This is a genomic window from Nocardiopsis sp. NPDC006832, assembly GCF_040635885.1.
Classification (GTDB): Bacteria; Actinomycetota; Actinomycetes; order Streptosporangiales; family Streptosporangiaceae; genus Nocardiopsis.
Map to the genome: position 1 here is coordinate 1 of NZ_JBEYLC010000042.1, position 24,487 is coordinate 24,487.

Consider the following 24,487-nt stretch of genomic DNA (forward strand, 5'->3'; position numbering starts at 1 on the left):
CCACGGTGGGTTTCCTGGGCGGTGCCGCGCTCATCGCGGTGTTGCTGCGCCCCGACCCGCTGCGGATGGCCACCGCCGACCATTCAGTCAACGGTGCGAAGTCCCCCTCCTCGACCATGGTCGAGGGGGTACGGGCGATCGGTCGCAGCCCCTCGGCGCTGTTGGCCGTGGTGGGGATCGTGGCCGGGCACGCCGTGATGGTCGGCGTCATGACGATGACCCCGGTCCACATGAGCCATCACGGGTCCGCGCTCACCGTCGTGGGACTCACGATCTCCCTGCACATCGCCGGCATGTACGCGCTCTCACCGGTGGTGGGCTGGCTCTCCGACCGCTTCGGTCGTGTCCCGGTGATGTTGGTGGGGCAGGGGGTGCTGTTGGTGTCCGCCGTGGTCTCGGGTACGGCCGGGCACGACGAGGTTCAGGTGACCATCGGCCTGGTGCTGTTGGGGTTGGGCTGGTCTGGATCGCTGGTGGCGGGCAGCGCGCTGTTGGCCGAGTCGCTCTCGGCGGAGATCCGCCCCCCGGCGCAGGGCTTCAGCGACCTGGTGATGAACCTGGGCGGGGCGGGCGCCGGCGCCCTGTCCGGGGTGGTGTTGTCGGTGGCCGGTTTCGGTGGGCTCAACCTGTTCGCCGCCCTGTTCACGCTCCCCGTGTTCGTCCTCGCGATCCGTGCGCGGGCGACCGGCCGTGGGTGAGACACCCGGACCTTTACCGGAAACACCCCGCGAACCTCCCCGTCCCGCGCCCGCGCCCGGTTAATCTGCGGATTCGGGGCGCCCACCGTCGATGGGTGGGCCGACCTTCGTTGGACGAAGGGGTGTTCTCAGTGAGTGAGCGGGAGCCCGGGGACGGGCCGGGACAGGGGCCGGAGCGGGATCCGGTGAACCACCGTCCGCCGGAGGAATGGCGGCCGGGAGACCCGATGGGGGACGGTGATGGGCCACCGGGGGAGCCGCCGCGCCGAACACCCGAAGGGTCCGGTGAGCCGGGGGAGTTGTCCCAGGGGCCCAGCGGCCCCGAGTGGGCCGGACCCGAACAGGCCGGCTACGCCCCCGGCTATGGCGATTACCCCAGTGGCCCGGTCGACTACGGCAACGCCGGTGGTTACGTCCCCGGGACCGGGCCGCCACCGGTCCGGCCGACACCTTGGGGCAGGATCCTGGGAATCGGCTGTGGCGTGCTGCTCCTGTTGCTCCTGCTCCTGGGCGGATGCGCGTCGGTGCTGCTCTTCAGCGCGGCGGCCGACGATTCGACGGCCCCCGCCCCGGACGGTGTCGGCCCGGTGGAGGCCGCCCCGTTCCTTTGAGCCGGGAACGTGAAGCGCCCGTCCCCCCGAAGGGCGGGGACGGGCCGCGGTCACGAAGGTCCGATCAGGGCGCCAGCGCGGGGTCGCGCAGCCACTCCGACAGGTCCTCCTTCCGTTCGCTGTCGCACTTGAGCGGACACGTCGTGCAGTAGCCGTGTTCGGGGTCGCCCTTGTAGTCGAAGCAGCAGGTGCCTCGTACCGCCCAGGTGCCGCGGGGGTGACCCGGGGCGAAGGGGAACAGGCGGGGCCGCTTGCGGGTGATGGCGCCGGCCTCGATCACCGCGTCGCCCAGCCGGGTGGCCAGGTCCCAGGCCTGTTCGGCGTCCCGTCCCAGGTAGCGCGCCGGGTTGAGCATGTAGAAGTGCAGGGTGTCCATGACCCAGCCCCACAGGGTGCGTTTGCCCGCCCGGGAGTGCTCCTGCAGGGCGTCGATGAGCGGTTCGAGGGTGGCGAACAGCGCCTCGGCGGTCAGCCGCAGCTGTTCGTCCTCGTCGCGGGCGACCACGGTGGTGGGGTGGTCGGCGGCAGGGTCGTCGGGCAGGACCACCATGTGGGTGTCGACCACGATCGGGGTGCGAAAGCGGGCCTCGGCGGTGTCCCACGGCAGACGTAGCGTGTCCGGGTCGAGCAGGGGCGCGCGACCGGTCAGGTACAGCGAGGACGCCACCAGGAAGAGGGGCTCGCGCAGGGTGACCCGGAGGAAGTTGGTGGCGGCGGGCAGCCGGTGTCCGGGCCCGTGTTCGGTACGCAACTTGTCGAACAGCACGGGCAGCCAACCCTCGGCGGCCATCGACGTGACGCTGTGGCACTGGGTGCCGTCGAACGGCCGCCGCTGGAGGGTCTCGAAGTCGACGATCTCGGGCAGCGGCGCGAACTTGAGCCGTGTACTGACGGCGCGGATCGCGTTGAGCGGATCTTGGGTCACCGCGGAACCTGCCCTTCGTCGCAAGATGAAAGCCGAAGTCTCGTCCGGGGGAAGCCGTGGTCGCAGCTACCACCGGGGCCGGGTACATCTGCGCCTATGAAGTGAGGCTACCCTAACGAAAGTCGCGGTAGCAATCCTCGGCGACCCGAGTTTGCCCAAAGGTGGGACCAGAGTTCCCAGTTCAGGGGCCGGGTGGGTGGTTCCGGCCGCCGGGGCGGACGAGATCGGCTCGCGGTGTCGGGCCGCGCTCGCGCCGAGGACGGCGGCGGTACTTGAGCCACCACTCCACGAAGAGCAGCGGCAGGACCCACGATAGGAAGCCCGACGCCGTGCCCACGTCCAGCCCCAAGGCGTCGAGGTCCCCGCCATAGACCGTTTCCAGACGCGGCGACATGATCATCATCAAGACGATGAGGAGCACGCGGTTGAACGCGATGCCGTAGATGAGGGCGAAGCTGCGCAGCATCCACTCGCGGTGTTCGGCGAAACGCCGTCGTCGAGCCATGACATAGCCCAAGAGTGTGAAGGTCAGCCACAACACCGCCCACACGGTGTTGCCGATCTGGGCGCTTCCGCCGGTGCCGCTGAACGGCGCGATGAGCAGCGCCGGAACCCCGACCAGGGGGACCCCCGACCAGACGTACACCCGCCCGCTCCAGCGGTGCACGGCCGGATGACGGGTGCGCAGCCATGGCCACACCTGGAGGATCACCAGCAGCGTCAGCAGCGTTCCGCCGAAGATGTGGGTGAGGAGCATCGGGAAGTACCAGGAGGGGCTCTCCGGTAAGGGAAGTCGTGAGTCGGCCGGGTCCAGGCTCAGGTAGGGCGGAACGGAGTAGAGCAGGAACGTGACGCTGAACAGGGCCAACGGCAGGATCCAGGGCCGGCGCCACCACGGAGCGGGTGACGCGGGCGGGCGTCGCCGGGATGGCGGTGTGGTCGTGCGGGTCGATGGGGTGGGTGCCATCGTCGGGTCTCCTTGGGATGTTCGGGTGCTCGCGGGGTCCGCGGGCGAGAATCCGGTCGAGAGCATGGTGACGGGGAACGCCAAGGGGTTTTGGGCTCATGGCGTGCGCTCCCTGAACTGTGTATGCCGCATACTGATAAGTGTATTCAATACACAGTTCTAGGATGGTGTCAACGACGAACCCGACGACTGGTGGCCCATGACGACAGAGGACGCGCCCAAAAGCCGGATGGCGCGGGACGTGGAACTGCTCTGGGGGCTGGACTCCCCACCTCGAAGGCGCGGCCCCAAACCCAGGCTCAGCCGAGAGGTCGTGATCCGCGCGGCCCTCGACGTCGCCGACGCCGAGGGCATCGAGGCCGTCTCCATGCAGCGCGTGTCCAAGGAATTGGGCTACACGACGATGTCGCTGTACCGACACGTGGACAGCAAGGAGGACCTGCTCGTCCTGATGCTCGACGCCGCGATGGAAGGGGCTCCCCCCGGGCCCCGCGCCGACGGTGACTGGCGTGCCGGACTGGAGGAGTGGTGCCACAGCGTCCTGGAGCTCTACCGTCACCGCTCCTGGGTGGTGCGGGTCGCCTTCTCCGGACCACCCGGCGGCCCCAACGGTCTGCGCTGGATGGAGGCGGGGCTACGCGAACTGGTGGGCTCGGGCCTGGACGTGGGGGAGGCGGTCCAGATGCTCATGCTGCTCTCGGCGGCACTGCGCGAGAACGTGCGGCTGGAGACCGAAATGGCCGATGCCGCGCGAACCACGGGCAACACCCTGACCGAGGTCGAACGCGACTACAGCCGGGGCCTGCGCAGGGTGGTCACCGAGGAGGAGTTCCCCACCATCGCCCTCATGCTCCATGAACAGGTGCTGGAGCCACAGCCCACGGCCCAGGCCACCGAAAGGGCGGGGGAGCCCACCCACGAACTGGACTTCGGAATCCGACGGGTACTCGACGGCATCGAGTCCTACGTGCGCGCCCGCGGCACCACCGGCGGAGCCTGACAGGGCCGGGGTGCGGCACCCGCACGCGGATGCCACACCCCGGCCGCCCTCAACGCACCAGAACCAGGTGGTGGCGGACCAACGCGGCCACCACCCGGCCACACGAACCCACCTCCACACCCGCCGCCGCGGCCAGCTCCGCCACGGTCAGCTCACGGTGTTCGGCGAGCGTCTCCAGCACCGGTTCGGTGACCGCCGGCAGCCGGTACCGCTTGCCCGCGACCGTGAGGGCGACCTTGTCACCCTCACGTTCCATCGGCGGTGGCAGGATCGGCACGAACCCCACCCGTGCCTTCGGGCCGGGCACCACGTCCTCCACCGGCCAGGGCAGCGAGAACGACGTCCTGCGTGGGAAGCGCGCGTCCCGTTCGGCCAGGAAGGCGTCCAGGTCCGCCTCCTCCGCCAGCTCCGTCAGCCGGGCCGTCAGCTCGTGCCGGTGCTTTCGGCGCGTTTCCGGGTCGGCGAAGCGCGGCAGGTCGCGCCGGAACGGCTCCTCCTCGAAGAGCCGGCGCACCAACGCCTCCGCCCAGTCGATCCCGGTCGCCCGGGTGAACCCGAAGGTCAGATGCATGCTCATCTCACCGTTGCCGGTCACCGTGTGCCACCACCCGCGCGGCACGTGGAGCACCTGCCCCGGCCGCAGCACGCCCTCCCACACCTGGTGCGGTAGCCCCTCGGCGTCGCGCGGCGGGGTGTGGGTGTGATCGGTGTCGTTCTTCATCGGGAACGGCCGGGTACCCGGGCCGTGCACCTGCCAGTGCTTGGACCCCGCCAGCTGCACGATCATCGTGTCGTGGTCGTCCCAGTGGGTGTCGAACCCGCGCGAGTCGCCCCAGATCAGGTACAGGTTGGCCTGCGCGCGTTCGCGCACCAGCCGCATCAGGTCGTCGGCGGCCGCGCCCACCGCCGGATGCATCCGGTCCACCCCGTCCAGAACCAGGCTGGAACCGCCCCGCAGCTCCTTGTACAACGCCTCCGGGCGCACGATCCGGCGGGCCTCGCGTGAGGCGGTGCCGGTCTCGGTGTAGCGGTCCAACGGAACCGGGGAGCCCTCCCGGTGCAGCCGCAACCGCGGCGGCTCGGGCGCGCACGCGGCCAGCACGTGGTTGAGGTCCTCCAGGGTGAACAGCGAACGTACGGCGTCCTCGCCCAGGTCGGTGAAGACGAACTCCTCGGACAGGCGGGTGGTCAGGGCGTCGCGGCCCACGACGTCGCACAGGGCTTGGCTGAACAGGCGGCCGGGCTCGGTCACGGCGGTCCTTTCGACGGGAGGGGAGACGATTCTGGGCGCGCGGACACCAAGGGCGAGCGGGGGACCCGCCCGGCCCGGCTGGAAGAGTAGGCCGGGCCGGGCGGACCTGATCAGATGAAGTCGGAGCTGGAGTCGGTACCGTCATTGTCGCCGCCCGCGGTGATGTCGCGGGAGGTCACCTCCGCCAGGTCCTCGACCTCGACCTCGATGGGGTCCATACCGCACCTCGCTTTCTGTGGAAGTGTTCGATTCCTCTTGACCAGGGCCGTCCCGGTGCCTCTCAGCAGCCGGTCAGCCCCGTCCGGTGCGCCGCGAACGCGTGGGCGTCCGCGGCCAGCGCTATGGCCCTGCCGACCGAGCGTGGACCGTGTCCCACGTCGCGCTCGTATCGCAGCAGGGCGGGTGGACGCCCTTGTTCGTACCGACCCGTGGCGAGTAGCGCCGCGCACATCTTGCGCGGGTGGGCGGCGTCGGTCCGGGTGTCCCCGGCGAACCCGGTGAGCAGCACGGCGGGGTGGCCCAGCCCCGGGGTGCGGCGCGCGCTCTCCAGGGCCCGGTGGTAGGGGGAGTAGGACATGAGGGCGGCGAAGTCTTCGGGGTCGGTCGCGCTGCCGAACTCGCGCGTCCACATCCGGCCCAGCCCCATGCGTTCGAAGCGGGCCATGTCGGCGAGCGGGGCCGAGGCGATCACCGCCGCGCACAGGTCGGGTCTGGCGGTGGTCGCGGCGAGCACGAGCAGCCCTCCGGCGGATCCGCCCGACAGGCACAACTGGTCCCGGGCGCACCACCGGGTCTCGACCAGGTGGTCGGCGGCGGCCACCAGGTCCTGGACCGCCCGTGGTTTGTTACGGCCCGACCCGTCCAGGTGCCAGCGTCGTCCGGCGTCACCGCCGCCGCGCACGTGGGCCACCGCGTAGCGGCCGCCGCTGAGCAGCCAGGCCAACACGGTGGCGCCGAACCCGAACTGGCGGGGACGGCCGAACCCCCCGTAGGCGTGCAGCAGCAGCGGACGCCGCCCGGAGCCGTCGGAGGCGTCGAAGACGGTGACCGGAACCCGGGTGCCGTCCTGGGAGCGGCACCACACCACGGTGCGTTCCACCCTCGGGGAGGGCGCCGCCCGACCGGTGCCGGGCGGCCAGGGGACGGGCACGCGTTCGCCCGGCGCCAGTCGCAGCACCCGCTGCTGGGTGGACACGTCCGCGTAGCCCAGGTACACCGAGCCGTCGGGGGAGGGAACGGGGGTGGACACCATGCCCTCCCCGGGCGGCTCCACCCGATACCGCAGCGCCCCGGAGACCGCGTCGTGCGCGGTGACCTCGCTGATCCCCAACCGGGTGCGCACCACCAGCACGGCCGGTTCCGCGCCGTCGACGCCCGGCTGGGGACAGAACGCGTCCAGGGTCGCACCGGGGTCCTCGGCGACCACCTCGTGCCAGTGCTCGGGTAGGGGGCGCTCCGGGTCGACCACGCAGACACGGCGCCTGGGAGCGCCCAGGGTGGTGCGCAGGTACAGCAGCCCGTCGGGGCCCGCGCGCACCTCGGTCTCGGCCTCGTGCCCCACCTGGAGGGGGCGCAGGTCGGGTCGGCGCGGGGACCCGGCGGTCAGGTCGGCCAACCACAGGTCGGTGCGATGCCCGGTCCCGTGGCTCTCGGTCACCAGCAGCCAACGCCCGTCCAGCACCTTCACCCCCGGGACGGTTCCCGGCCCGGTGCAGGCGTGCACCAGGGTCTCCGTGCCGTCGCTCACCCGGCGCAGCCACACCCCGCGCACGCCCTGGGCACCGTCGCGGCGGACGTAGAAGAAGGAGCGCTCGTCCGCCGGTAGCCACGCCACGTGCGAGTAGCGCACGCGGGGCACGACCGGACCCACGGGGGTGCCGTCGGCCACCCGGACCACGCGCAGCCGGCCGTGCTCCACCCCGCCGGTGGAGGTCTGCAGGGCGACCAACGTGCCGTCGGGACCGGGCTCCCAGGCGTCCAGGGTGGTGCGCCCGGTCGGGTCCTCCGCGCAGGGGTCGTAGACGGTGCGCGGGGTGACGGGGGCGGAAGGGTCGGAGGTCTGGTCGGAGGGGTCGGGCAGGACCACCAACCTCGGGTGCTCGCCTCCGGACGGACGCAGCGTGGCGAACACCGCCCCGGGGCGGTGCGTCGGAACGCTCCACAGGTCGGTGGCGACCAGCTCTCGGATCCGGTCGGCCAGGCGTTCGCGCAGGGGCCAGCCCACGGCCTCGCGCTCGTACTCGCGGGCGCGCTCCTCCAACCAACGGAGTGTTTCCGGGCTGTCCGCGGACTCCAACCACCGATAGGGGTCGGGGACGGGACGACCATGCAGGGTGTCCACGACCGACGCCGGATCGGGGGCGAGGGCGGCTCCGGGGGTTCGGTTACGCACCATCACATGTTTCAAGCGGGCCGACACGACGGTCAAGCACCAGATACCTGACCCCCGGGTGGTCGGATTGTCACCCAAGAGGAAGGTTTGTCGTCGGGGCCTGCTCGAACCACCCCTCCGAGGAGCGGTCGAGTGGGTAGGACTCTGGAGAAGTCCACTGGAGAACGATCGAGGAAGTCCGCCCCCCGCTTCGGGAAGGAACCCATGGAGCGCAGGACCACGTCGGAACCCACCACTGTCGGAAGTGTGGTGGGAGCCCTCTGTTTCGCCGCCGCCGTGCTGGCCACCGCGCTGGTCGGAAGCACCGCGGCCACCGGATCCGGTGCCGTCTACGCCGGTCTGGAGCTGCCGGCCTGGGCCCCGCCCTCATGGTTGTTCGGTCCGGTCTGGACCGCGCTCTACGTCGTGATCGCCGTCGCGGGCTGGCTGGTGTGGCGGGCGGCCGGCGCCGACGGCTCGGCGCTCTTCCTCACCCTGTTCGCGGTCCAACTGCTGTTGAACGCCGCCTGGACCCCGCTGTTCTTCGGGTTCGGACTGATCGACCTGGCGCTGGTCGACATCTCGATGCTCGCGGTGGCGGTGGCCCTGACGACCTGGGCGGCCCGGCGACACAGCCGGGTGGCGATGTGGTTGCTCGTCCCCTACCTGGCGTGGGTCCTGTTCGCCACCGCGCTCACCCTGGCGATCCGGCTGCTGAACTAGAAGCCGGAACGGGTGTGGCCGGCGCCCCGGGGGATCGGGGCGCCGGCCACGACTCGTGTCTTGGATGCCGGTGGGCGTGCCGCTCACCGGTACCGGCGGTCTCAGACGTTGTCGGGGTGCCCGATGGCCAGACCACTGACCTCGTCGAAGAAGTGCAGCTGGCTGACGTCGACCGACAGGCTGATGGTGACGCCCGGCCTGACGTTGCTGCGCGGGCTCACACGGGCGGTGAACTGCGTACGGTTGTCATTCAGGGGCAGGGCGGCCTCGGCGCTCTCCTCGTCGTCGCCGGCGGCGTCCTTGGCCAGGGCGGTGGCGTCCTCGTGGCGCACCGGAGGGGCGTCGACCCCGAAGATCACGTTGATCTCGGTGCCCAGCTCCTCCGTGACGTTGGCGGTGACCTCCAGACGCGGGGCGTCGTTGCCGTCGAACTCGGCGTCGGAGAAGTCGGAGGGGCGGATGCCCAGGATCAGCGACCGGCCCAGGTAGTCCTTCAGGCCCGGTCGCGCGTCCAGGATCGAGTCGGGGACGGGCAGCTCGTGGTCGGCGAAGGCCAGCACGGCGCGGTCGCCGTCGCGCTTGAACTCGGCGTTGACGAAGTTCATCGAGGGGGAACCGATGAAGCCGGCCACGAACAGGTTGACGGGGGAGTCGAACAGGCGCTTGGGCGTGTCGACCTGCTGGAGTCGGCCGTCGCGCAGCACCGCGACCCGGTCGCCGAGGGTCATCGCCTCGACCTGGTCGTGGGTGACGTACACGGTGGTGACACCGAGACGCTCGTGGAGCTGGTTGAGGGAGGCGCGCATCTGCACGCGCAGCTTCGCGTCCAGGTTGGACAGCGGCTCGTCCATGAGGAAGGCGCGCGGCTCGCGCACGATGGCGCGGCCCATGGCCACACGCTGGCGCTGACCACCGGAGAGGGCGCCCGGCTTGCGCTTGAGGTAGGGCTCCAGGCCGAGCATCTCGGCGGCGTCGCCGACGCGGCGGGCGATCTCGGACTTGGCGACCTTGCGCAGCTTCAGACCGAAGGCGAGGTTCTGTTCGACGGTCATGTGCGGGTAGAGCGCGTAGTTCTGGAAGACCATCGCGATGTCGCGGTCCTTCGGCGGACGGTCGTTGACGATCTCGTCACCGATGACCAGGGTGCCGGCGGAGATCTCCTCCAGGCCGGCGATCATGCGCAGCGCCGTGGACTTACCGCAGCCGGAGGGGCCGACGAGCACCATGAACTCGCCGTCCTCGATCCGAAGGTTCAGGTCGTCGACGGCCTTGACGTCGCCGCCGTAGATCTTGTCGATGCCTTCGAGGACGATCTCCGCCATGGCACTCTCCTGCTCGGTGTGGCATATCCAATGGTGAGGGGATCACGTGGCCGGTGATCCCCGCGCCGACCTGATGTTCGAAATTGATCGAATCAGGTCGTTTCGCTGATCACATCAGACAGGATCCTGATCGGAATGTCCATAGGAAGTGTTATTTCGATCTGATTGCGGTCATGTGCAAACCATCGGTGACCGGCTGGCGTGTCGGCCCCAGGTGCGTTAGCCTGTCCGACGGTTCATCACTGATTCCCCCTCCCGTCACTCGAAACGGCGACCACGACACGGTCTCCAGATTGAGACAACAGGTCGGGGACTCTGGGTAACCTAACGACCAGTCCAGCACTGGACGGACCGGTTGTGCGGCCCCCACTCGTCCGATTGGACGCTGCACCACGCGCCAGGTGCGGTTGGGATCGGGTGAGGGGCGGTGTACCGCGACCGGGCGGGGGGTTGGACCCGGAAAAGGCCCGAACATCCAGTAGACAACGGTCTTCCGAGCTCGCCGCCGACGGGACGGAGCCGGTCCGAAGGGTGGCTCGGGCCTTTTCCGCGTCCCCCCAATATGCTGACCGCAGACCCTCAACGGCCAGCGGAAAGCGAGCACCCCACGTGGTTGCCGAGCACACGGGGTCGGGTACCGCCCCGACCCCCGAGAGATCCTCAGCGGACGCCACGGCTCCGGAGACGAGGACGGAGGCGACCACATGGTCCCCCCTGTCCCCGGGGTACCGGTGGGGTCGCCTCGACCCGTTCTGGCGGGCCCTGGTCGCGGTGGGTTCCGGTCTGGCCCAACTCCTGGCGCTTCCGCCCTACGGGTTGTGGTGGCTCGGACCGCTCAGCGCCGCCCTGCTCCTGCTCGCCGTCGGTGGCACGCGACCCCGTCGCGCCGCCTGGCTGGGCCTCCTGGCCGGCGCCACCCTCATGGTCCCACTGGTGAGCTGGCAGGACATCTTCGGCGTCGACGTGTGGCTCGCCATCGCCGCCGCCGAGACCGTCTACTTCCTCCCCATGGCCATGGGACTGGCCGTCGTCACCCGTCTGCCCTACTGGCCGCTGTGGACCGCCGCCCTGTGGGTGGCCCAAGAGGCGGTACGGGCACGCTGGCCCCTCGGAGGCTTCCCCTGGGGCAAACTCGCCTTCGCCCAGCCCGACACCCCCTTCGTCGGCTACGCGGCCCTGGGATCCTCGTCCCTGGTGACCTTCGCCGTGGCCCTCACCGGCGCCATGCTGGTGTGGACCGTCCTGCGCGCCGTGGCGGCCCGCGGCCGCGCCCGTGTCCTGCTGCCCGCCGTGGGTCTGGCCACGAGCGCGGCGATCGTCCTGGGTGGTCTGGTGGCCCCCGCGATCAGCCGCCCCGCCCCCGCCGACACCGTCACCGTCGGCATGGTCCAGGGCAACGTGCCCAACGTCGGTGAGATGTCCATCCTGGGTGAGCGCATGCAGGTGCTGCGCAACCACGCCGACGGCGTCCACGAACTAGCCGAGGCCGTCCGAGCCGGGGAGTACCCCGAACCCGACCTGGTCGTGCTGCCGGAGAACGCCAGCGACATCGACCCCTTCCGCGACCAGGAGGCCGACGAGATCATCGACGCGGCCGCCGCCGACGTCGATGCCCCCCTGCTGTGGGGCATGAGCCGCTTCAACGACGACGGCACCCGCTACGTGCAGAGCGTGGTGTGGGACGAGGAGACCGGGCCGGGCGAGCACTACGACAAGCGCTACCTCGTCCCGTTCGGCGAGTACGTCCCCTACCGTGATTTCTTCACGCGGTTCGTCGCCCGGCTGGAGCAGGTGAGCTCCGACGCCGTCCCCGGCACCGAGCCCGGCGCCCTGGACATCGGTGGCACGACCCTGGCCGTGGGGATCTGCTTCGACGTGGCCTTCGATCCGCCCGTACGCGAGTCCGTGGCCGCCGGTGGCCAGATCATCGTGATCCCCACCAACAACGCCAACTACAACTTCACCGGCCAGTCCGACCAGCAGTTGGCCATCACCCAATTGCGCGCCGTCGAACACGGCCGAAACGCGGTGGTCGTCTCCACCAGCGGCATCAGCGCCGTGGTCGCGCCGGACGGCACCGTGGACTACCGCTCACCGGAGGCCGAACCCGACTTCCACGTCGCCGAGCTCACCGCCATGGACGGGCCCACCGTCGCCACCCGTGTCGGTGCCGTCCCCGAGGCGCTCATCTCAGCCCTGGGCCTGGGCGCCGTCATCGCCGCAGCGGTGATCGCCCGTCGTGCCCGTCCCTGAACGCCTCCTCGAAGATGAGGACACCCGATCCGGGGAACCATTCACCCCGAGGGGACGTTCTTCTGGACAGGGAGACGAACGATCCCGGACCACGACCCTGAGGATGGTTTCGCGATGCCGCTGCTGATGGTGCTGGCGTTGATGGCACTGCCGTTCGTCGAAGTCTGGCTGATGATCGTCGTCGGCGGTTGGATCGGGGTTCCGTGGACCCTGGCCGCGCTGGTCTCGCTGATGATCCTGGGCGTGGCCGTGCTGCGCCACACCGGCCGCGCCTTCCGCGAGGTCGTGCAACAGGCCGACGAGGCCATGCGCACCGGCGAGCAGCCGCGCAAGGGCCTGCTCGATCCCCTCATGCTCATGGCCGGTGGAATCCTGCTGGTCATCCCGGGCTTCCTCACCGCGGCGGCGGGCGTGCTGATGGTCACCCCGATCACCCGACCGGCGCTGCGCTGGGCGTTCGCCGGGTGGGCGAACCGTCGGATGGCGAAGATGCAGGAACGGGTGGCGGAGGAGTTCACCGCCCGAGGGGTCGGCGTCCCCGGTCAGAGTGGTCCCTTCGGCCCGGGGTTCACCCCGGGCGGCCCGTCGGCGGGGCCAACTGCGGGAGCCTCGGGAGGGGCCGGCCCGAGCGCCGACCGCCCGACCCGGGGTGGTCGCGTCATCCAGGGCCGTTTCGAACCCGACGACGAGACCTGAGCCCGTCCCACGAACCATCGGGGCCCGCCGTGGAACCTTCCACGGCGGGCCCCGTCAATTCGTTCTTTGCCCTCCCTTGACACCGGACCGCACCGGAAACGGGAAGCCTTCCCGAGAAGCCACGACAGGGAGGAACCCACGATCATGAGCACGAGCATCCCCGAACCGGTGGGCACGTTCTTCGACCGGGTCAACACCCAGGACCAGGGGGCCCTGGACCTGTTCGCCGACGACGCCGTGGTGGACGACTGGGGGCGGGAGTTCAACGGGCGCGAGGAGATCAGGACCTGGAGCGACCAGGAGTTCATCGGATCCCAGGGCGTACTGACCGTGGAGTCGGTGGTGGGCACCCCCGACGGGATCCAGGTCGTCGGAGACTGGCGTTCCGACCACGCCAACGGAACCAGCGCGTTCACCTTCGAGGTGGACGGTGGCACGATCACCCGCATGACCATCCGCGAAGGTTGACCGGCCCGCCCGGGCCGGGGGCGTCCTCTGCCCCGGCCCGGGTCAGACCCGGCCGTGGAAGCGGGCCTGCAGGGTGCGGACCCGGTCGGCCAGGGGCTCCACGGGGCCGTCGACGGGTACGCCCGGGGCCACCTCGGTCACCGACAGCGGGCGAACCGGGCCGGCGGGCACGGCCCACTCCATCAGCCACCCCGTCAACTGGGCGGACGAACTCGCGTACACGATCCGGCCCAGCCCCACCCAGGCGTGCGCGGCCGAACACATCGGGCAGTGCTCCCCGGAGGTGTACACCGTCGCCGAAGCGCGCTCCTCGGGGGTCAGGTTCTGTGCCGCCCACCGGGCGATCGCGAACTCCGGGTGTCGCGTGTGGTCACCACCGGCGACGTGGTTGTGGTCCTCGAACACCACCTCGCCGGCGGCCGACACCAGGACCGACCCGAAGGGTTCGTCGCCCTTGTCCAGCGCCTCGGCGGCCAGCTCCACCGCACGCTCCAGATACCGCAGATCGGTCTCGTTCACCATGTACGCCCCCGGAAAACGTCGTTGTCGGTGGGTCCCGCGCGAAGCCAGGTCGCTCGCATGGACATCAGCATCCGACCGTACAGCCCCGACGACCGAGAGGCCGTCGTGCCCCTCTCCCCGCGGGCCTGGGAACCCGTCCACGCCTCCCTGGCCCAAGTCCTGGGGGACACCGCCCTACGGCGGGCTCGTCGGCGACCGGCGCACCACACAGAGCCGGGACGTGCGGGCCGACCTGGACGCCGGGGAAGTCGGTGTGTGTGGCCGTGGTCGAGGACGAGGTCGCCGGGTTCGCCACCGTCGAACTCGACCGACAGGAGAGGGCCGGGGAGGTCCGCTGCCCGTCGTCCGCTACTTCAAGAACCTCTGAACGCGGTCGGCGGCCACCCGCCGGTGGCCGCCCGGGCCTTGGGATCAGACTCCGGCGGTCGCCCGGTCGGTGGCCAGGGCCTGCGAGATCTTCGCCGCCAGACGGGCCGAGGGCACGTCGGTGTGCGGGCGCCAGGCCAGTTCGCCGAAGGTTCCCGAACCGGCCGGGATCATCGCGGCCGTCGCCCGGTACAGGTACAGGAAGGTGGGGCCTCGGTGCTCGGACCCCTCCGAGGCGGGGGAGTCGCGCACCGGTCCCGGTCCCAGGTCGAGCGGCAGGTCGCCGGAGGCCTCCTCCACCTGTCCCGCGACCGGCCCCGCCACCTCGGCCAACCGGGCCCGCGCGGCCTCGCGCAGGGACGCGTCGGTCTCGACGACGGGGCCGCCCGGCAACATCCACCGACCACGGTCCCGGTCCCGCACCATCAGCACCCGCCAGCACGGGTCCAAGACCACGGCTCCCGTGGTTACGTGTTCGACCCCCCACCCTTGGGGCGATTCCGGCCCATGGCCCTCGGCCAGGGCCCGGACCAGGGGAGCGGCCGTGTCGGCCTCCTTGGGGAAACGCTCCAGGTAGTCGCTCACCACGGCGCGGATATGCGTGTTCGGGATGCTCAAAGTCGCTCCAGTCCTTGCATGCACAGGGCGTGACCAGCATCGCCGCTAGAGAAGTGGCTGAACAGTTCCCACGCTGACCGAAGGGCAGGTCGGGAACGGGAAAGGGCCCGTGACCGATCGGTCACGGGCCCTCGAAGACGTGGCTCAGGCGGCCGGAGTGCGTTCGCGGGCGGCCTCGTCCTCCTCTGCGGCCCTCGCGTCGGCCGCCGCCCGCGACTTGGCCATCATCCGATCGTCCACTACCCGGATCACCGTGATCGCCACGATCGCCACCCCGGCCACGGCCAACCCGGTCAGCACCTTGGTCGGGTCGCTCACGTCCAGGTCGAAGAACCACCGACCCACCGGCGTCACCATGGCCAACGTCAACAGCCCCACCATGGAGCCGACCAGCGCCACCTTCCACCACACATAGGGCTTGGCCACCAACAGCAGCACCCACAGCGTCGTCGCGCACAGCGTGATCACCACGGCGGTGCGGTCGGAGGGATCGGGCACCGTGCGCCCACCCAGCACCAGCAGGTACGTCGTCACCGCCGCGACCCCCGCCACCAGCCCCGACGGGATCGCCAGACGCAACGTGCGCAGCACGAACCCCGGCCGGACGATGTCGGTGTTGGGCGCCAACGCCAGGAAGAACGAGGGGATGCCGAACGTCACCGCGTTGATCAGGGTGGCGTGCCGAGGGAAGAAGGGGTAGGCGACCGCCAACAGACCCACGACGATGGCCAAGGTCATCGTGTACACGGTCTTGGTCAGGAACAGGCTCGCCACCCGTTCGATGTTGCCGATCACCCGACGACCCTCGGCCACCACCTTCGGCAGCACGGCGAACCGATCGTCCAACAACACCAACTGGGCCACCGAACGCGACGCCGGGCTGCCCGCGCCCATCGCCACCCCGATGTCGGCCTCCTTCAGCGCGAGCACGTCGTTGACGCCGTCACCGGTCATGGCCACCGTGCGCCCGCGGTCGCGCAGGCCGCGCACCATGTCCCGCTTGCGTTCGGGGCTCACGCGACCGAACGACGAAGAGGCCTCCACCTCGCGCGCGAGCGTCTCGGGGTCCTCGGGCAGATCCCGGGCGTCCACCGGCCGGTCCGCGCCGGGCAGGGAGAGCTCACGGCCCACGGCGCCCACCGAGGCGGCGTGGTCGCCCGAGACGATCTTGACGTCCACGCCCTGGGCGGCGAAGTAGTCCAGGGTCGGTCCGGCGTCCTCGCGCACCCGCTGGTCCAGGACCACCAGGGACACCGGACGAACGGTGCCCGGGGCTAGCTCGGCGTCGACCCGTACCGATGCCCGGGCCAGCAACAGCACCCGAAGCCCCTGGGCGCCCAGCCTGGCGGCCTCGGCCGCGGCGGGGGAGTCCGAGGGGGCCAGGACGTCGGCCGCGCCCAGCACCCAGTGTTCCTCGCCGGTGGGGGCGAGCAGGCTCGCCCCGCTCCACTTGCGCGCCGAGGAGAACGGGGCCAGCGCCGTCACCCGCCATCCCGGGGCCGGTCGTCCCTGGGCGGTGAGGCCCTCGGCGATCGCGGCCATGCTGGGGTTGGGGTCGGGGTCGCTGTCCGCCAGCGCCGCCAACACGACGGTGGGGGTGGAAGCGGATTCGCCGTCGGCCTCAGAGGAGGTGCCGCCGAGGTCGCGGACCTCTGCGAGCCTCATCCCGACCTCGGTCAGGGTGCCGGTCTTGTCGGTGCACACCACGTCGACGCGGGCCAGACCCTCGATCGCCGGTAGCTCCTGTACCAGGCACCGGTGCCGGCCCAACCGGATCACACCGACCGCGAACGCGATGCTGGTGAGCAGGATGAGCCCCTCGGGGATCATGGACACCAACGCCGCCACCATGCTGCGCAGGGCGTCGGCCAGGGGACCGGAGATCCCACCGCTGACGGGTTCGGCGTCCAGGGTGACGTGGCCGCCCATGAAGAGTTGGCTGTAGATGAGCAGGGCGCCGATCGGGAACAGCGCGAAGGTGATCCAGCGCAGGATCAGGTCGATCCCCGAACGCAGTTCCGAACGCACCAGGGAGAAGCGGCTCGCCTCCTCGGCCAGACGTACCGCGTAGGCGTGGCGCCCCACCTTGGTCGCCCGGAAGCGGCCCGTGCCCGCCACCACGAAGCTGCCCGACATCACGGTGTCGCCCGGCTGCTTGAGCACCGGGTCGGCCTCACCGGTCAGCAGTGACTCGTCGACCTCCAGCCCGCCGGCCCAGGTCACCTCGCCGTCCACGACGATCTGGTCACCGACACCGATCTCCAGGACCTCGTCGAGGACGATCTCCTGGGTGGCCACGCGGACCGTCGCCCCGTCGCGGACCACCCGGGGCCGGGCGGCGTTGACGATGGCGAGCTTGTCCAGGGTCCGCTTGGCCCGCAGTTCCTGGACGATGCCGATGAACGTGTTGATCACGATGACCATGGCGAACAGGCCGTCCTGGACGGGGCCGATCACCGCGATGATGGAGAACAGCACCGCGATCATCGCGTTGATGCGGGTGAAGACGTTGCCCCGGATGATCTGGCCGACACTGCGGCTCGCCCGGACCGGGACGTCGTTGGTACGTCCGGTGGCCACGCGTTCGGCGACCTGCCGTCGCGAGAGCCCGGGCTCGGACGGGGGAGCCAACGGCGACCCCGGCGGTCCCGGAGAGGGCCCCGGGTCTGTCGCTGTGGAGGCCGGACCCCGGTGGTTCGGGTCTGCTTCTTCGGGCACGCGTGACTCCTGGTCGGGCAAGGAAGTACGAAGGAACCGTGACGGCGTCATCGGGCGCCCCGTCCCACCGGTCCCTCTGTCAACGAGAACGAGCGTAGAACGACCCAGAATAGAAGAGTCCCGGTGGGAAGGCGCTAAAGTCGGCCACCCGATCCCAAGGGATGCGCGCCCCACTCGCGCGGGGGGAGCGATCACCACCGGAGCGGGGGAGGAACCACCATCGTGGGCTCGCGGGGTTCGCCCTGGAGCAGACGACGTCAGGGGGATGGATGTGCACCGTCATCGTCGGGTTCGATCCGGACGCGGCCACACCGTTGGTCGTGGTCGCGTTGCGGGACGAGATGCGATCGCGTCCCTGGGAGGGGCCCGCCCACCACTGGCCCGAGCGTCCCACGCTGATCGGTGGCCGTGACCGGCTCGCCGGCGGGACCTGGTTGGCCGTCGAGCCCACCGGGCCCAGAACGGCGGCGCTGCTCAACGGGTGGCCCTGGGACGGTCGCATGCCCTGGGAGGGCGCCTACCCGGCGAGCAGGGGCGACCTGCCGTTGCGCACGCTCGCGCGCCGTGCGCGCGATCCCAGGGGCGGCCGGGGCCCGTTGGAGGGGGAGGACCCCACCCGGTACGCGCCCTTCCACCTGCTGGACGCCGACGCGCGCCACGCCACGCTGCACAGCTGGGACGGGCGTTGTCCGGACACCCGCTCGTTGCCCACGGGGGTGACCACCATCGTCAACACGGGGCTGGATCCGGCCGACCCGCGAGCCGCCCGGCACACGCCGGAGTTCGCTCGGACCCGCCCCGATCCCGACCTGGCCGCACTCGACACCCCCGTTACGGGCACAGGGGAGGAGGCCGTCCGGCGGATCTGGGGGCGGTGGCCGGAGCTGGTCACCGAGGCCGCCCACGCGAAGCCGAGGACGCCGGGTGTGGGGCCGGACCAGGGTGACCCGTCGGGACTCGTCGCCCACGCGGACCTGGGCGAGGGCCAGGTGTGGGGGACCGGATCGGTCACCCTGCTGGCCCTGGCCCGGGACGGGGTGCGTTACGCCTTCACCGACGCTCCGGACCGGCCGGAGGCCTGGCGGATGATCCCGACCTGACCTCGGGCGCGTCCGCGGCGCGGATTCCCGTGGAGCTCCACCCGGTCAGAGGACCAGGAAGAACCCGGCCACCATGACGGTCACGGTCACGAAGGCGATGATCGCGAGGAGGGCGTTGGACCGGAAACGCTGGTCATCGCCGGTCTTGAAGGGGGTGAAAGTGTCTTCCATGGCCGCATTATGCCCCATCCCCAAGGGTCCGGTCGGAACCACAGGGGGCGCTTCACGGGCCCTCGGTGGTCGACCGATCGCGGGACGTCATGCCCGGGTCGACGGGTAGGAGAATCCTTCTCGTAGAAGTTTTCCGAAAGCGCGTCATAGGTGAGGTGCGGGAGAGTCTCCTCTGAGACAGCAGTCAACACCGATCACTTCTCGAGGAACAAGTCATGATGAGCGCCCGCCCCGTTTCCACTTCCGCCCTGCGTCCCATGGGCGAGCCCGCCGAACTGGTGGGACAGTGGGTCCGGGTGTACGACGACGGCACCGTCGGCCTGCTCTTGGCCGCCGACAACACCTTCTGGAGCATGCGCACCCCCACCGGGATCCGCTCCGGGACGGGCCGTCTGGCCGCCGAACCGGTGACCGAGCGGTCTCCGGCCAAGCCCGTCCGTCGGCGGCTGCGCGCGATGATGGACGACCCCGGGTTCCCGGCCTCGGAGGACCTCGACCTCCTCGACCTGCAGTTGGCCGCCCACCCCTGAGCACCCCTTCCTCCCTGGTCGCCGGGCGCGGGCGGCCAGGGGACTGTGAGTCATCGCCTAAAGCACACGTAAACCGCCAGTGCGGACGAGGCGTCTCTCTGTGTGACGGACCGGACGGTCGTCGCGGCGCGAGCCGACAGGTGGGGGGTGTCCATGACCGACCGCAGTGGTCACTATCTGGAGTCGGGTGCGTACTGGTTGCTGTACGTCGTCTCCGTCAGCGGAGCGCTGTTGCACTGGCGACTGGGGAACGAGATCCTCGCCGCGGTCTGTGGCGCCACCGCCGTTCTCAGCGCGCTCCTCATCGGTCGTGGATCCTTCCCCTTCGCCGCCCAGCAGCGGTGAGCGGCGAGGTATTCCCACACGATCTGCGGTCATCATCACCCGGGGCCCCACCCGATATGGGTGCGTTCGTCGACCGGACGTGCGGATAGTCTGCCCTCATGCGTTCATGGTCTGCGCCTGACATCGTCCCCCTGCCGGGTACCGGCGGCCCCCTGCGTATCCGCGACACCGCGACCGGCCGGATACGGACGACCACACCGGGTCCCACCGCGGGCGTGTACGCCTGCGGGATCACCCCCTACGACGCCGCCCATCTGGGTCACGCGTTCACGTACTTGACCTTCGACCTGGTCAACCGGGTCTGGCGGGACGCCGGACACGACGTGAACTACGTCCAGAACACGACCGACATCGACGACCCGCTCCTGGAACGCGCGAAGGCCACCGGGGTGGATTGGCGGGATCTCGCCCATCGCGAGATCGACGTCTTCCGTGAGGACATGGCGGCCCTGTCGATCATCCCGCCGACCTCCTACGTCGGCGTGGTGGAGTCGGTCGACCTCATCAGTGAACTCGCCGTACGCATTCGGGAGACCGGTGCCGCCTACGAGATCGACGGCGACCTGTACTTCTCCGTGGCCAAGGCTCAGGAGTTCGGCGAGATCGGAAACCTGGACCGCGCGCAGATGCTGGAGCTGTTCGGGCAGCGCGGCGGCGACCCCGAGCGTTCCGGTAAGAAGGATCCACTCGACTGGCTGCTGTGGAAGGCCGAGCGCCCCGGCGAGCCCGCCTGGGACAGCCCCTTGGGCCGCGGCCGACCCGGTTGGCACATCGAGTGCAGCGCGATCGCCCTGGACCGGCTGGGCCCGGGCTTCGACATCAACGGTGGCGGCAACGACCTGATCTTCCCGCACCACGAGATGGGCGCGGCCGAGACCCGCTGCGTCACCGGCGGCCCCAACGCCCACAACCACCTGCACGTGGGCATGGTCGGTCTGAACGGCGAGAAGATGTCCAAGTCACTGGGCAACCTCGTGTTCGTCTCCAAGCTGCGCCGACAGGGCGTGGATCCGGCCGTCATCCGCCTGGCCATGCTCGGCCACCACTACCGCGACGCGTGGGAGTGGACCGATGTCGAGCTGCCCGCCGCCACCGAACGCGCCGAGCGCTGGCGGGCCGCCTTCGCCCTGGGCGCGGGCCCCGACGCGGCCCCCGTGCTCGCCGCGGTGCGCGCCGCCCTGGCCGAGGACCTGGACTCCCCGGCGGCATCGGCCGCGGTGGACACCTGGGCCACCGCCGCGTTGACGGAGGGAGGCGCCGACACCGGTGCCCCGGCGCTGGTCCGCGCCACCGTCGACACCCTCCTGGGCGTCAAGCTCTGATCCGCTCCGTGCCCGCCCGATCGTGGCGGGCACGGAAGGGTCCGGACCCGTCAACGGTCCCTCAGGGCGCGCAATGATCGGGAAAGCGCGGGCCCGGCGGCTGTTCGGGTAGCAATCGCACCACAGGGACCCCGTGGCGCGGGTCGGCGCCGAGCCGTTCGTACACGTGCGGGTCCCCGTCGACGTCGTGCCCCAGCGCCCGCATGAGCGCCTCGACCGCCTCGGGGTGCTTCTGCGCCTGATGGGTCAGGACCCGCCCCGACTCCGCCGGTGGCAGCGGAACCGCGGTGCCTCGCTTGCGTTCCCGCCCCACTTGGAACAACACCCGTGGTTCGCGCGCGATGTTGCGGAACCACTGCGCGCGGTCCCCGAACCCGGAGGCCACCAGGACCGCCCCGGTGACGGAGTTGGTGTCCAGGATCTCCAACACCGCCTGGCGGGGTTCGCCGGTGCTGCGGCCCCGGTGGGTGAGCAGGACGAAACGGCCGCCCATCAGGCCGCCCAACCCGAGTCGGTACAGCCAGATCGGGGTGCGCAGCACGGACCGCCCCAGCGGGGTGTCGGGCGGTGCCTGCTCGTGCGCCGGTAGTGGATGCGTCATGGTGCCTCCTGGGCCGGGGGTCGGAACGGCCCGATGGTAGTGAGGCGAGGTCGTTCTGGCACGGGTGCCACGCCGGCACCCGGCTCCGACGTCCGTTATGCGGGGATCGATGTGGATTCGTCGTGTCCACCTGTGGCCACGACATGGCCGAAACACCCCCAAAGGTCGCCCCCGCGTGATGGGATGTCGCGCATGACCACGACCACGACCAACACCCCCACGCGGCCCAGCGCCGCGGCGGAACTCATCGCGGACTTCGTCTCCACCGGAGGTCGCCTCAGCGACCGGGCCGAGCTCGCGGGCTTCCTGCGCGAACACCACTTGGTCACCGAGGGCGCGATCCCCATCACCCTGGCGGACCTGGACGAGACCCTCACCCTGCGCGATGGAATCCGCGCCATCTTGGACCGTGACACCGAACCCGACCCCGAGACGCTGGCCCGGGCCCAGAAGGTCCTGGACGGGCTGCGCGTGACCGTGCGCCTGGAACCCGATGGACACTCCGAGTCCCCGCTGGCCCCGGCCGTGGTCGACGAGGTCCGCCGCGGGCTGGCCCGCATCGCCGGAGCCTGGGCCGCGGTCCTCGCCAGCGGGGAATGGCGCCGCCTGCGACTCTAGGGAGTGTCCTTCGGGTCCCTCAGGAGCGGTGGTGTTCGAAGAACTCCTCCCACTGGGGGATGACGCACTCCAGTTGGTAGCGGGAGGAGGCCTCCAGGGCGTGGGCGCCCATGCGGTGGCGCTCCTCTCGGTCCTCCACCAGGCGAAGTAGCGATCGGCCCAGCGCCTCGGTGTCCTGCGGTGGCACGAGCAGTCCTGTGTGCTCGTGCTCGATGATCTCTCCGGGACCGTGCGGGCAGTCGAAGCTCACCACAGGTAGCCCGACGGAGAAGGCCTCCACGATGGTCATCCCGAAGCCCTCCACCTTGGAGCTGACCCCGAGGATGGAGGCCTTGGACAGCTCCGAGGTCAGGTCGCGGGTCTGGCCCATGAGCTTGACGCTGTCCTGGACGCCGTGCTTGATGGCGGCCTCCTCGATCTGGCTCGCCCTGTCCCCGCTGCCGTAGATGCGCAGGCTCCAGTCGGGGTGCTCGGCGGACACCCGGCTGAACGCCTTCACCAGCTTCGGGTACTGCTTGACCGGGGACAGGCGTCCCGCGGCCGCGATCACCGGTTCGTCCAGGGTCGAGGGGGTCGGCTCGCCCGGGTCCACGGCGTTGGGGATCACGGTGAGGAAGTCGGTGTCCGGGCCCAGCAGCCGCTGGTAGGCGTGCCGGTCGGTCTCGGTGAGTACGCTCAGCCCGTCCAGGTTCCGGTAGTGCCGCTCGATCGCCTTGACCAGGTCCGGCTTGTGCTCGTTCAGGTTGAGGTGTTCCTGGCCGATGAGGCACAGACGCTTGGGAGCCCAGGCGGCCAACATCAGGTTGATGCCGGGACGGGTACCGATCACCACGTCGGCGTCGGTGGTGCGCAGGTACCGGTGCAATCCCGAGACGGCCTCGGGGCTGAAGTTCTGGTTGCGCTTCAGTTCGGACTCGGGCACGACCGAACCCACCCTTCGGGTCCAGCGTCGACGACCGAAGGCACCGAGGGTCGGTTCCTCGGTGGTGTGATCGTGCAAAGGCCACAGCCGCACCCCGTCGGGCAGCTTGAAGAAGGGCGCCTTGCGCCTGCGGGCCAGGCTGACGATCTCGACCTCGTGCCGCTCGGAAAGCCCGCGGGCGAGGTTGTACACGGTTCTCACCGTGCCACCCATGGCGTAGCCGTTGGCGATGACGAAGGCGATTTTCATCTGTGTTGTACCCCCCGTTCCCTCCCCGCGCGGAAGGAAGGGATGATCGGTCCGGCCAACCGGAGGCGCCGCCATCGGGGCAGGGCGGATGTGGAGACGTCCCGTCGTTCCCCCCGGCGCGACGGGTGCCCCACTCGCGTCACCTCCGGTCCGCGAGCCGTGTTCTCGGAACCTATCGCCCGGGGGCTAAAATACGCGTAACAGCGAGGCCGGGCCCGGCGTGTCGCCGTTCACAGGTCGCTCGTCCGGCTGGTCGTTCCACGCGTGCCCCGGGGTCAATCGTCGTCGTGGCGGCGCAGGTAACGCTCGAATGCCTGGGCGATGGCGTCACCGGAGGCCTCGGGAAGCTCCACGGTGTCCTTGGCCTCCTCCAGGCCGCGCACGTAGGCGGCGATGTCCTCGTCCTCGGCGGTGAGGTCGTCGACCCCGGCCTCCCACTTGACCGACTCCTCCGGCAGTTCGCCGAGCGGGACCCGGGCCCCGGTGAACTCCTGCACCCAGCCCAGCAACGCCATGGTCGCCTTCGGGCACGGGGGCTGGGCCACGTAGTGAGGGATGGCCGACCACAGCGACACCGTCTCGATACCCGCGGCGCTGAACCCCTCGTGCACCACGCCGACGATTCCTGTGGGGCCGGAGTAGGTGGAGGCCTCCATGCCGTGGCGCTCGCCCAGTTGCTGCGGGGAGGACATACCGGTCACCGGGACGGGGCGGGTGTGCGGGGCGTCGGCCAACAGGGAACCCAACAGCACCGCGCGCCGCACGCCCAACTCACGGGCGATCGCCAACAGGTCGGCGGCGTAGGAACGCCATCGGACGTTGGGTTCGGGGCCGCTCACCAGGACCAGGTCGCGGGACGAACCGGGCGGGCGGACCACGCTCACCCGGGTCGTGGGCCACTCGACCTCGCTCAGCCGCCCGTCGACCACGGACATGCGCGGTCGGGTGACCTGGAAGTCGTAGTAGTCGTCCGGAGCCAGGGCGCACAGTTCACGGGCGTCCCACTGCTCGGACAGATGTTCCACGGCAAGGCTCGCCGCCTCGCCGGCGTCGTTCCACCCCTCGAACGCCGCCACCATCACAGGCTCGACGAGCTCTCGGTCGAGCTGGATCATGCAC

24 protein-coding genes are annotated in these 24,487 nt (G+C 70.5%); 12 read left to right on the top strand and 12 right to left on the bottom strand.

Going from position 1 to position 24,487, the window contains the following annotated elements; genetic code table 11:
- Window positions 1-698, top strand: a 698-nt coding sequence (locus ABZ717_RS19255; protein WP_358512297.1) for an MFS transporter, incomplete at its 5' end; no start/stop codon positions are given.
- A 131-nt stretch (window positions 699-829) separates the two neighbouring features.
- Entirely contained in the window at window positions 830-1,309 is a 480-nt protein-coding gene (locus ABZ717_RS19260) for a hypothetical protein (protein ID WP_358512300.1), read from the top strand.
- Window positions 1,310-1,373: 64 nt separating this feature from the next.
- On the opposite strand, the gene ABZ717_RS19265 is transcribed toward ABZ717_RS19260, so the two are convergent.
- Both ABZ717_RS19265 and ABZ717_RS19270 read right to left on the bottom strand, forming a co-directional pair.
- Window positions 1,374-2,234, bottom strand: a complete 861-nt coding sequence (locus ABZ717_RS19265; RefSeq protein ID WP_358512303.1) for a (2Fe-2S)-binding protein — start codon at window positions 2,232-2,234, stop codon at window positions 1,374-1,376.
- 181 nt (window positions 2,235-2,415) lie between these two features.
- A complete protein-coding gene (locus ABZ717_RS19270) occupies window positions 2,416-3,201 on the bottom strand; it encodes a DUF2306 domain-containing protein (protein WP_358512306.1) in 786 nt (261 codons plus the stop codon).
- 199 nt (window positions 3,202-3,400) lie between these two features.
- On the opposite strand from ABZ717_RS19270, the gene ABZ717_RS19275 reads away from it, so the two are divergent.
- Entirely contained in the window at window positions 3,401-4,201 is an 801-nt protein-coding gene (locus ABZ717_RS19275) for a TetR/AcrR family transcriptional regulator (RefSeq protein ID WP_358512309.1), read from the top strand.
- A gap of 49 nt (window positions 4,202-4,250) precedes the next feature.
- Here ABZ717_RS19275 and ABZ717_RS19280 read toward each other — a convergent pair whose 3' ends face one another.
- Complete coding sequence (locus ABZ717_RS19280) at window positions 4,251-5,453, bottom strand: cupin domain-containing protein (protein WP_358512312.1); 1,203 nt, start codon at window positions 5,451-5,453, stop codon at window positions 4,251-4,253.
- A 280-nt stretch (window positions 5,454-5,733) separates the two neighbouring features.
- Entirely contained in the window at window positions 5,734-7,848 is a 2,115-nt protein-coding gene (locus ABZ717_RS19285) for a prolyl oligopeptidase family serine peptidase (RefSeq protein ID WP_358512315.1), read from the bottom strand.
- A 201-nt stretch (window positions 7,849-8,049) separates the two neighbouring features.
- Here ABZ717_RS19285 and ABZ717_RS19290 point away from each other — a divergent pair, with 201 nt between their 5' ends.
- Complete coding sequence (locus tag ABZ717_RS19290) at window positions 8,050-8,547, top strand: TspO/MBR family protein (RefSeq protein ID WP_358512318.1); 498 nt, start codon at window positions 8,050-8,052, stop codon at window positions 8,545-8,547.
- A gap of 101 nt (window positions 8,548-8,648) precedes the next feature.
- Here the strand turns inward: ABZ717_RS19290 and ugpC are convergent, their stop codons facing one another.
- Complete coding sequence (gene ugpC, locus ABZ717_RS19295; RefSeq protein WP_358512321.1) at window positions 8,649-9,869, bottom strand: sn-glycerol-3-phosphate ABC transporter ATP-binding protein UgpC; 1,221 nt, start codon at window positions 9,867-9,869, stop codon at window positions 8,649-8,651.
- A gap of 609 nt (window positions 9,870-10,478) precedes the next feature.
- Between ugpC and lnt the strand changes: the two genes are divergently transcribed.
- The 3 genes from lnt to ABZ717_RS19310 all read left to right on the top strand — a co-directional run bounded on the left by lnt (window position 10,479) and on the right by ABZ717_RS19310 (window position 13,286).
- A complete protein-coding gene (lnt, locus tag ABZ717_RS19300; protein ID WP_358512323.1) occupies window positions 10,479-12,122 on the top strand; it encodes an apolipoprotein N-acyltransferase in 1,644 nt (547 codons plus the stop codon).
- 114 nt (window positions 12,123-12,236) lie between these two features.
- Window positions 12,237-12,818 carry an FxsA family protein gene (locus ABZ717_RS19305; RefSeq protein WP_358512326.1) on the top strand — a complete coding sequence of 194 codons (582 nt, stop codon included), beginning with the start codon at window positions 12,237-12,239 and terminating at the stop codon, window positions 12,816-12,818.
- Window positions 12,819-12,962: 144 nt separating this feature from the next.
- A complete protein-coding gene (locus ABZ717_RS19310; RefSeq protein ID WP_358512329.1) occupies window positions 12,963-13,286 on the top strand; it encodes a nuclear transport factor 2 family protein in 324 nt (107 codons plus the stop codon).
- 42 nt (window positions 13,287-13,328) lie between these two features.
- Here ABZ717_RS19310 and ABZ717_RS19315 read toward each other — a convergent pair whose 3' ends face one another.
- The 3 genes from ABZ717_RS19315 to ABZ717_RS19325 form a co-directional block, all read right to left on the bottom strand.
- Window positions 13,329-13,808 carry a nucleoside deaminase gene (locus ABZ717_RS19315; RefSeq protein ID WP_358512332.1) on the bottom strand — a complete coding sequence of 160 codons (480 nt, stop codon included), beginning with the start codon at window positions 13,806-13,808 and terminating at the stop codon, window positions 13,329-13,331.
- Between the two features lie 411 nt (window positions 13,809-14,219).
- On the bottom strand, window positions 14,220-14,792 hold the full coding sequence (locus ABZ717_RS19320; RefSeq protein ID WP_358512334.1) for an NUDIX domain-containing protein: 573 nt from the start codon (window positions 14,790-14,792) through the stop codon (window positions 14,220-14,222).
- Between the two features lie 144 nt (window positions 14,793-14,936).
- A complete protein-coding gene (locus tag ABZ717_RS19325) occupies window positions 14,937-17,423 on the bottom strand; it encodes an HAD-IC family P-type ATPase (RefSeq protein WP_358512337.1) in 2,487 nt (828 codons plus the stop codon).
- A 356-nt stretch (window positions 17,424-17,779) separates the two neighbouring features.
- On the opposite strand from ABZ717_RS19325, the gene ABZ717_RS19330 reads away from it, so the two are divergent.
- Complete coding sequence (locus ABZ717_RS19330) at window positions 17,780-18,610, top strand: NRDE family protein (RefSeq protein WP_358512340.1); 831 nt, start codon at window positions 17,780-17,782, stop codon at window positions 18,608-18,610.
- 45 nt (window positions 18,611-18,655) lie between these two features.
- Here the strand turns inward: ABZ717_RS19330 and ABZ717_RS19335 are convergent, their stop codons facing one another.
- Window positions 18,656-18,781 (bottom strand): hypothetical protein, encoded by a 126-nt coding sequence (locus ABZ717_RS19335; protein ID WP_358512343.1) that lies wholly within the window; start codon window positions 18,779-18,781, stop codon window positions 18,656-18,658.
- Between the two features lie 215 nt (window positions 18,782-18,996).
- Here ABZ717_RS19335 and ABZ717_RS19340 point away from each other — a divergent pair, with 215 nt between their 5' ends.
- The 3 genes from ABZ717_RS19340 (at window position 18,997) to mshC (ending at window position 20,978) form a co-directional block, all read left to right on the top strand.
- A complete protein-coding gene (locus ABZ717_RS19340) occupies window positions 18,997-19,311 on the top strand; it encodes a hypothetical protein (RefSeq protein ID WP_358512346.1) in 315 nt (104 codons plus the stop codon).
- Window positions 19,312-19,464: 153 nt separating this feature from the next.
- A complete protein-coding gene (locus ABZ717_RS19345) occupies window positions 19,465-19,656 on the top strand; it encodes a hypothetical protein (RefSeq protein ID WP_157091114.1) in 192 nt (63 codons plus the stop codon).
- 98 nt (window positions 19,657-19,754) lie between these two features.
- Window positions 19,755-20,978 carry a cysteine--1-D-myo-inosityl 2-amino-2-deoxy-alpha-D-glucopyranoside ligase gene (gene mshC / locus ABZ717_RS19350; RefSeq protein WP_358512349.1) on the top strand — a complete coding sequence of 408 codons (1,224 nt, stop codon included), beginning with the start codon at window positions 19,755-19,757 and terminating at the stop codon, window positions 20,976-20,978.
- A 61-nt stretch (window positions 20,979-21,039) separates the two neighbouring features.
- Here the strand turns inward: mshC and ABZ717_RS19355 are convergent, their stop codons facing one another.
- Window positions 21,040-21,579 carry a nitroreductase family deazaflavin-dependent oxidoreductase gene (locus tag ABZ717_RS19355; RefSeq protein ID WP_358512352.1) on the bottom strand — a complete coding sequence of 180 codons (540 nt, stop codon included), beginning with the start codon at window positions 21,577-21,579 and terminating at the stop codon, window positions 21,040-21,042.
- 192 nt (window positions 21,580-21,771) lie between these two features.
- On the opposite strand from ABZ717_RS19355, the gene ABZ717_RS19360 reads away from it, so the two are divergent.
- Entirely contained in the window at window positions 21,772-22,197 is a 426-nt protein-coding gene (locus ABZ717_RS19360) for an ABATE domain-containing protein (RefSeq protein WP_358512355.1), read from the top strand.
- Window positions 22,198-22,216: 19 nt separating this feature from the next.
- Here the strand turns inward: ABZ717_RS19360 and ABZ717_RS19365 are convergent, their stop codons facing one another.
- Both ABZ717_RS19365 and ABZ717_RS19370 read right to left on the bottom strand, forming a co-directional pair.
- Window positions 22,217-23,368 (bottom strand): glycosyltransferase family 4 protein, encoded by a 1,152-nt coding sequence (locus ABZ717_RS19365; protein ID WP_358512358.1) that lies wholly within the window; start codon window positions 23,366-23,368, stop codon window positions 22,217-22,219.
- Window positions 23,369-23,643: 275 nt separating this feature from the next.
- Window positions 23,644-24,483: a PAC2 family protein gene (locus tag ABZ717_RS19370; RefSeq protein WP_358512361.1), complete on the bottom strand. Its 840-nt coding sequence runs from the start codon at window positions 24,481-24,483 to the stop codon at window positions 23,644-23,646.
- Window positions 24,484-24,487: the final 4 nt, after the last annotated feature.

Coding starts and splice junctions, on each gene's coding strand:
- ABZ717_RS19270 (WP_358512306.1), bottom strand. CDS start 3,201: ATGGCACCCACCCCATCGACCCGCACGACCACACCGCCATCCCGGCGA.
- ABZ717_RS19275 (WP_358512309.1), top strand. CDS start 3,401: ATGACGACAGAGGACGCGCCCAAAAGCCGGATGGCGCGGGACGTGGAA.
- ABZ717_RS19285 (WP_358512315.1), bottom strand. CDS start 7,848: ATGGTGCGTAACCGAACCCCCGGAGCCGCCCTCGCCCCCGATCCGGCG.
- ABZ717_RS19290 (WP_358512318.1), top strand. CDS start 8,050: ATGGAGCGCAGGACCACGTCGGAACCCACCACTGTCGGAAGTGTGGTG.
- ugpC (WP_358512321.1), bottom strand. CDS start 9,869: ATGGCGGAGATCGTCCTCGAAGGCATCGACAAGATCTACGGCGGCGAC.
- ABZ717_RS19305 (WP_358512326.1), top strand. CDS start 12,237: ATGCCGCTGCTGATGGTGCTGGCGTTGATGGCACTGCCGTTCGTCGAA.
- ABZ717_RS19310 (WP_358512329.1), top strand. CDS start 12,963: ATGAGCACGAGCATCCCCGAACCGGTGGGCACGTTCTTCGACCGGGTC.
- ABZ717_RS19315 (WP_358512332.1), bottom strand. CDS start 13,808: ATGGTGAACGAGACCGATCTGCGGTATCTGGAGCGTGCGGTGGAGCTG.
- ABZ717_RS19330 (WP_358512340.1), top strand. CDS start 17,780: ATGTGCACCGTCATCGTCGGGTTCGATCCGGACGCGGCCACACCGTTG.
- ABZ717_RS19335 (WP_358512343.1), bottom strand. CDS start 18,781: ATGGAAGACACTTTCACCCCCTTCAAGACCGGCGATGACCAGCGTTTC.
- ABZ717_RS19340 (WP_358512346.1), top strand. CDS start 18,997: ATGATGAGCGCCCGCCCCGTTTCCACTTCCGCCCTGCGTCCCATGGGC.
- ABZ717_RS19345 (WP_157091114.1), top strand. CDS start 19,465: ATGACCGACCGCAGTGGTCACTATCTGGAGTCGGGTGCGTACTGGTTG.
- mshC (WP_358512349.1), top strand. CDS start 19,755: ATGCGTTCATGGTCTGCGCCTGACATCGTCCCCCTGCCGGGTACCGGC.
- ABZ717_RS19355 (WP_358512352.1), bottom strand. CDS start 21,579: ATGACGCATCCACTACCGGCGCACGAGCAGGCACCGCCCGACACCCCG.
- ABZ717_RS19360 (WP_358512355.1), top strand. CDS start 21,772: ATGACCACGACCACGACCAACACCCCCACGCGGCCCAGCGCCGCGGCG.
- ABZ717_RS19365 (WP_358512358.1), bottom strand. CDS start 23,368: ATGAAAATCGCCTTCGTCATCGCCAACGGCTACGCCATGGGTGGCACG.
- ABZ717_RS19370 (WP_358512361.1), bottom strand. CDS start 24,483: ATGATCCAGCTCGACCGAGAGCTCGTCGAGCCTGTGATGGTGGCGGCG.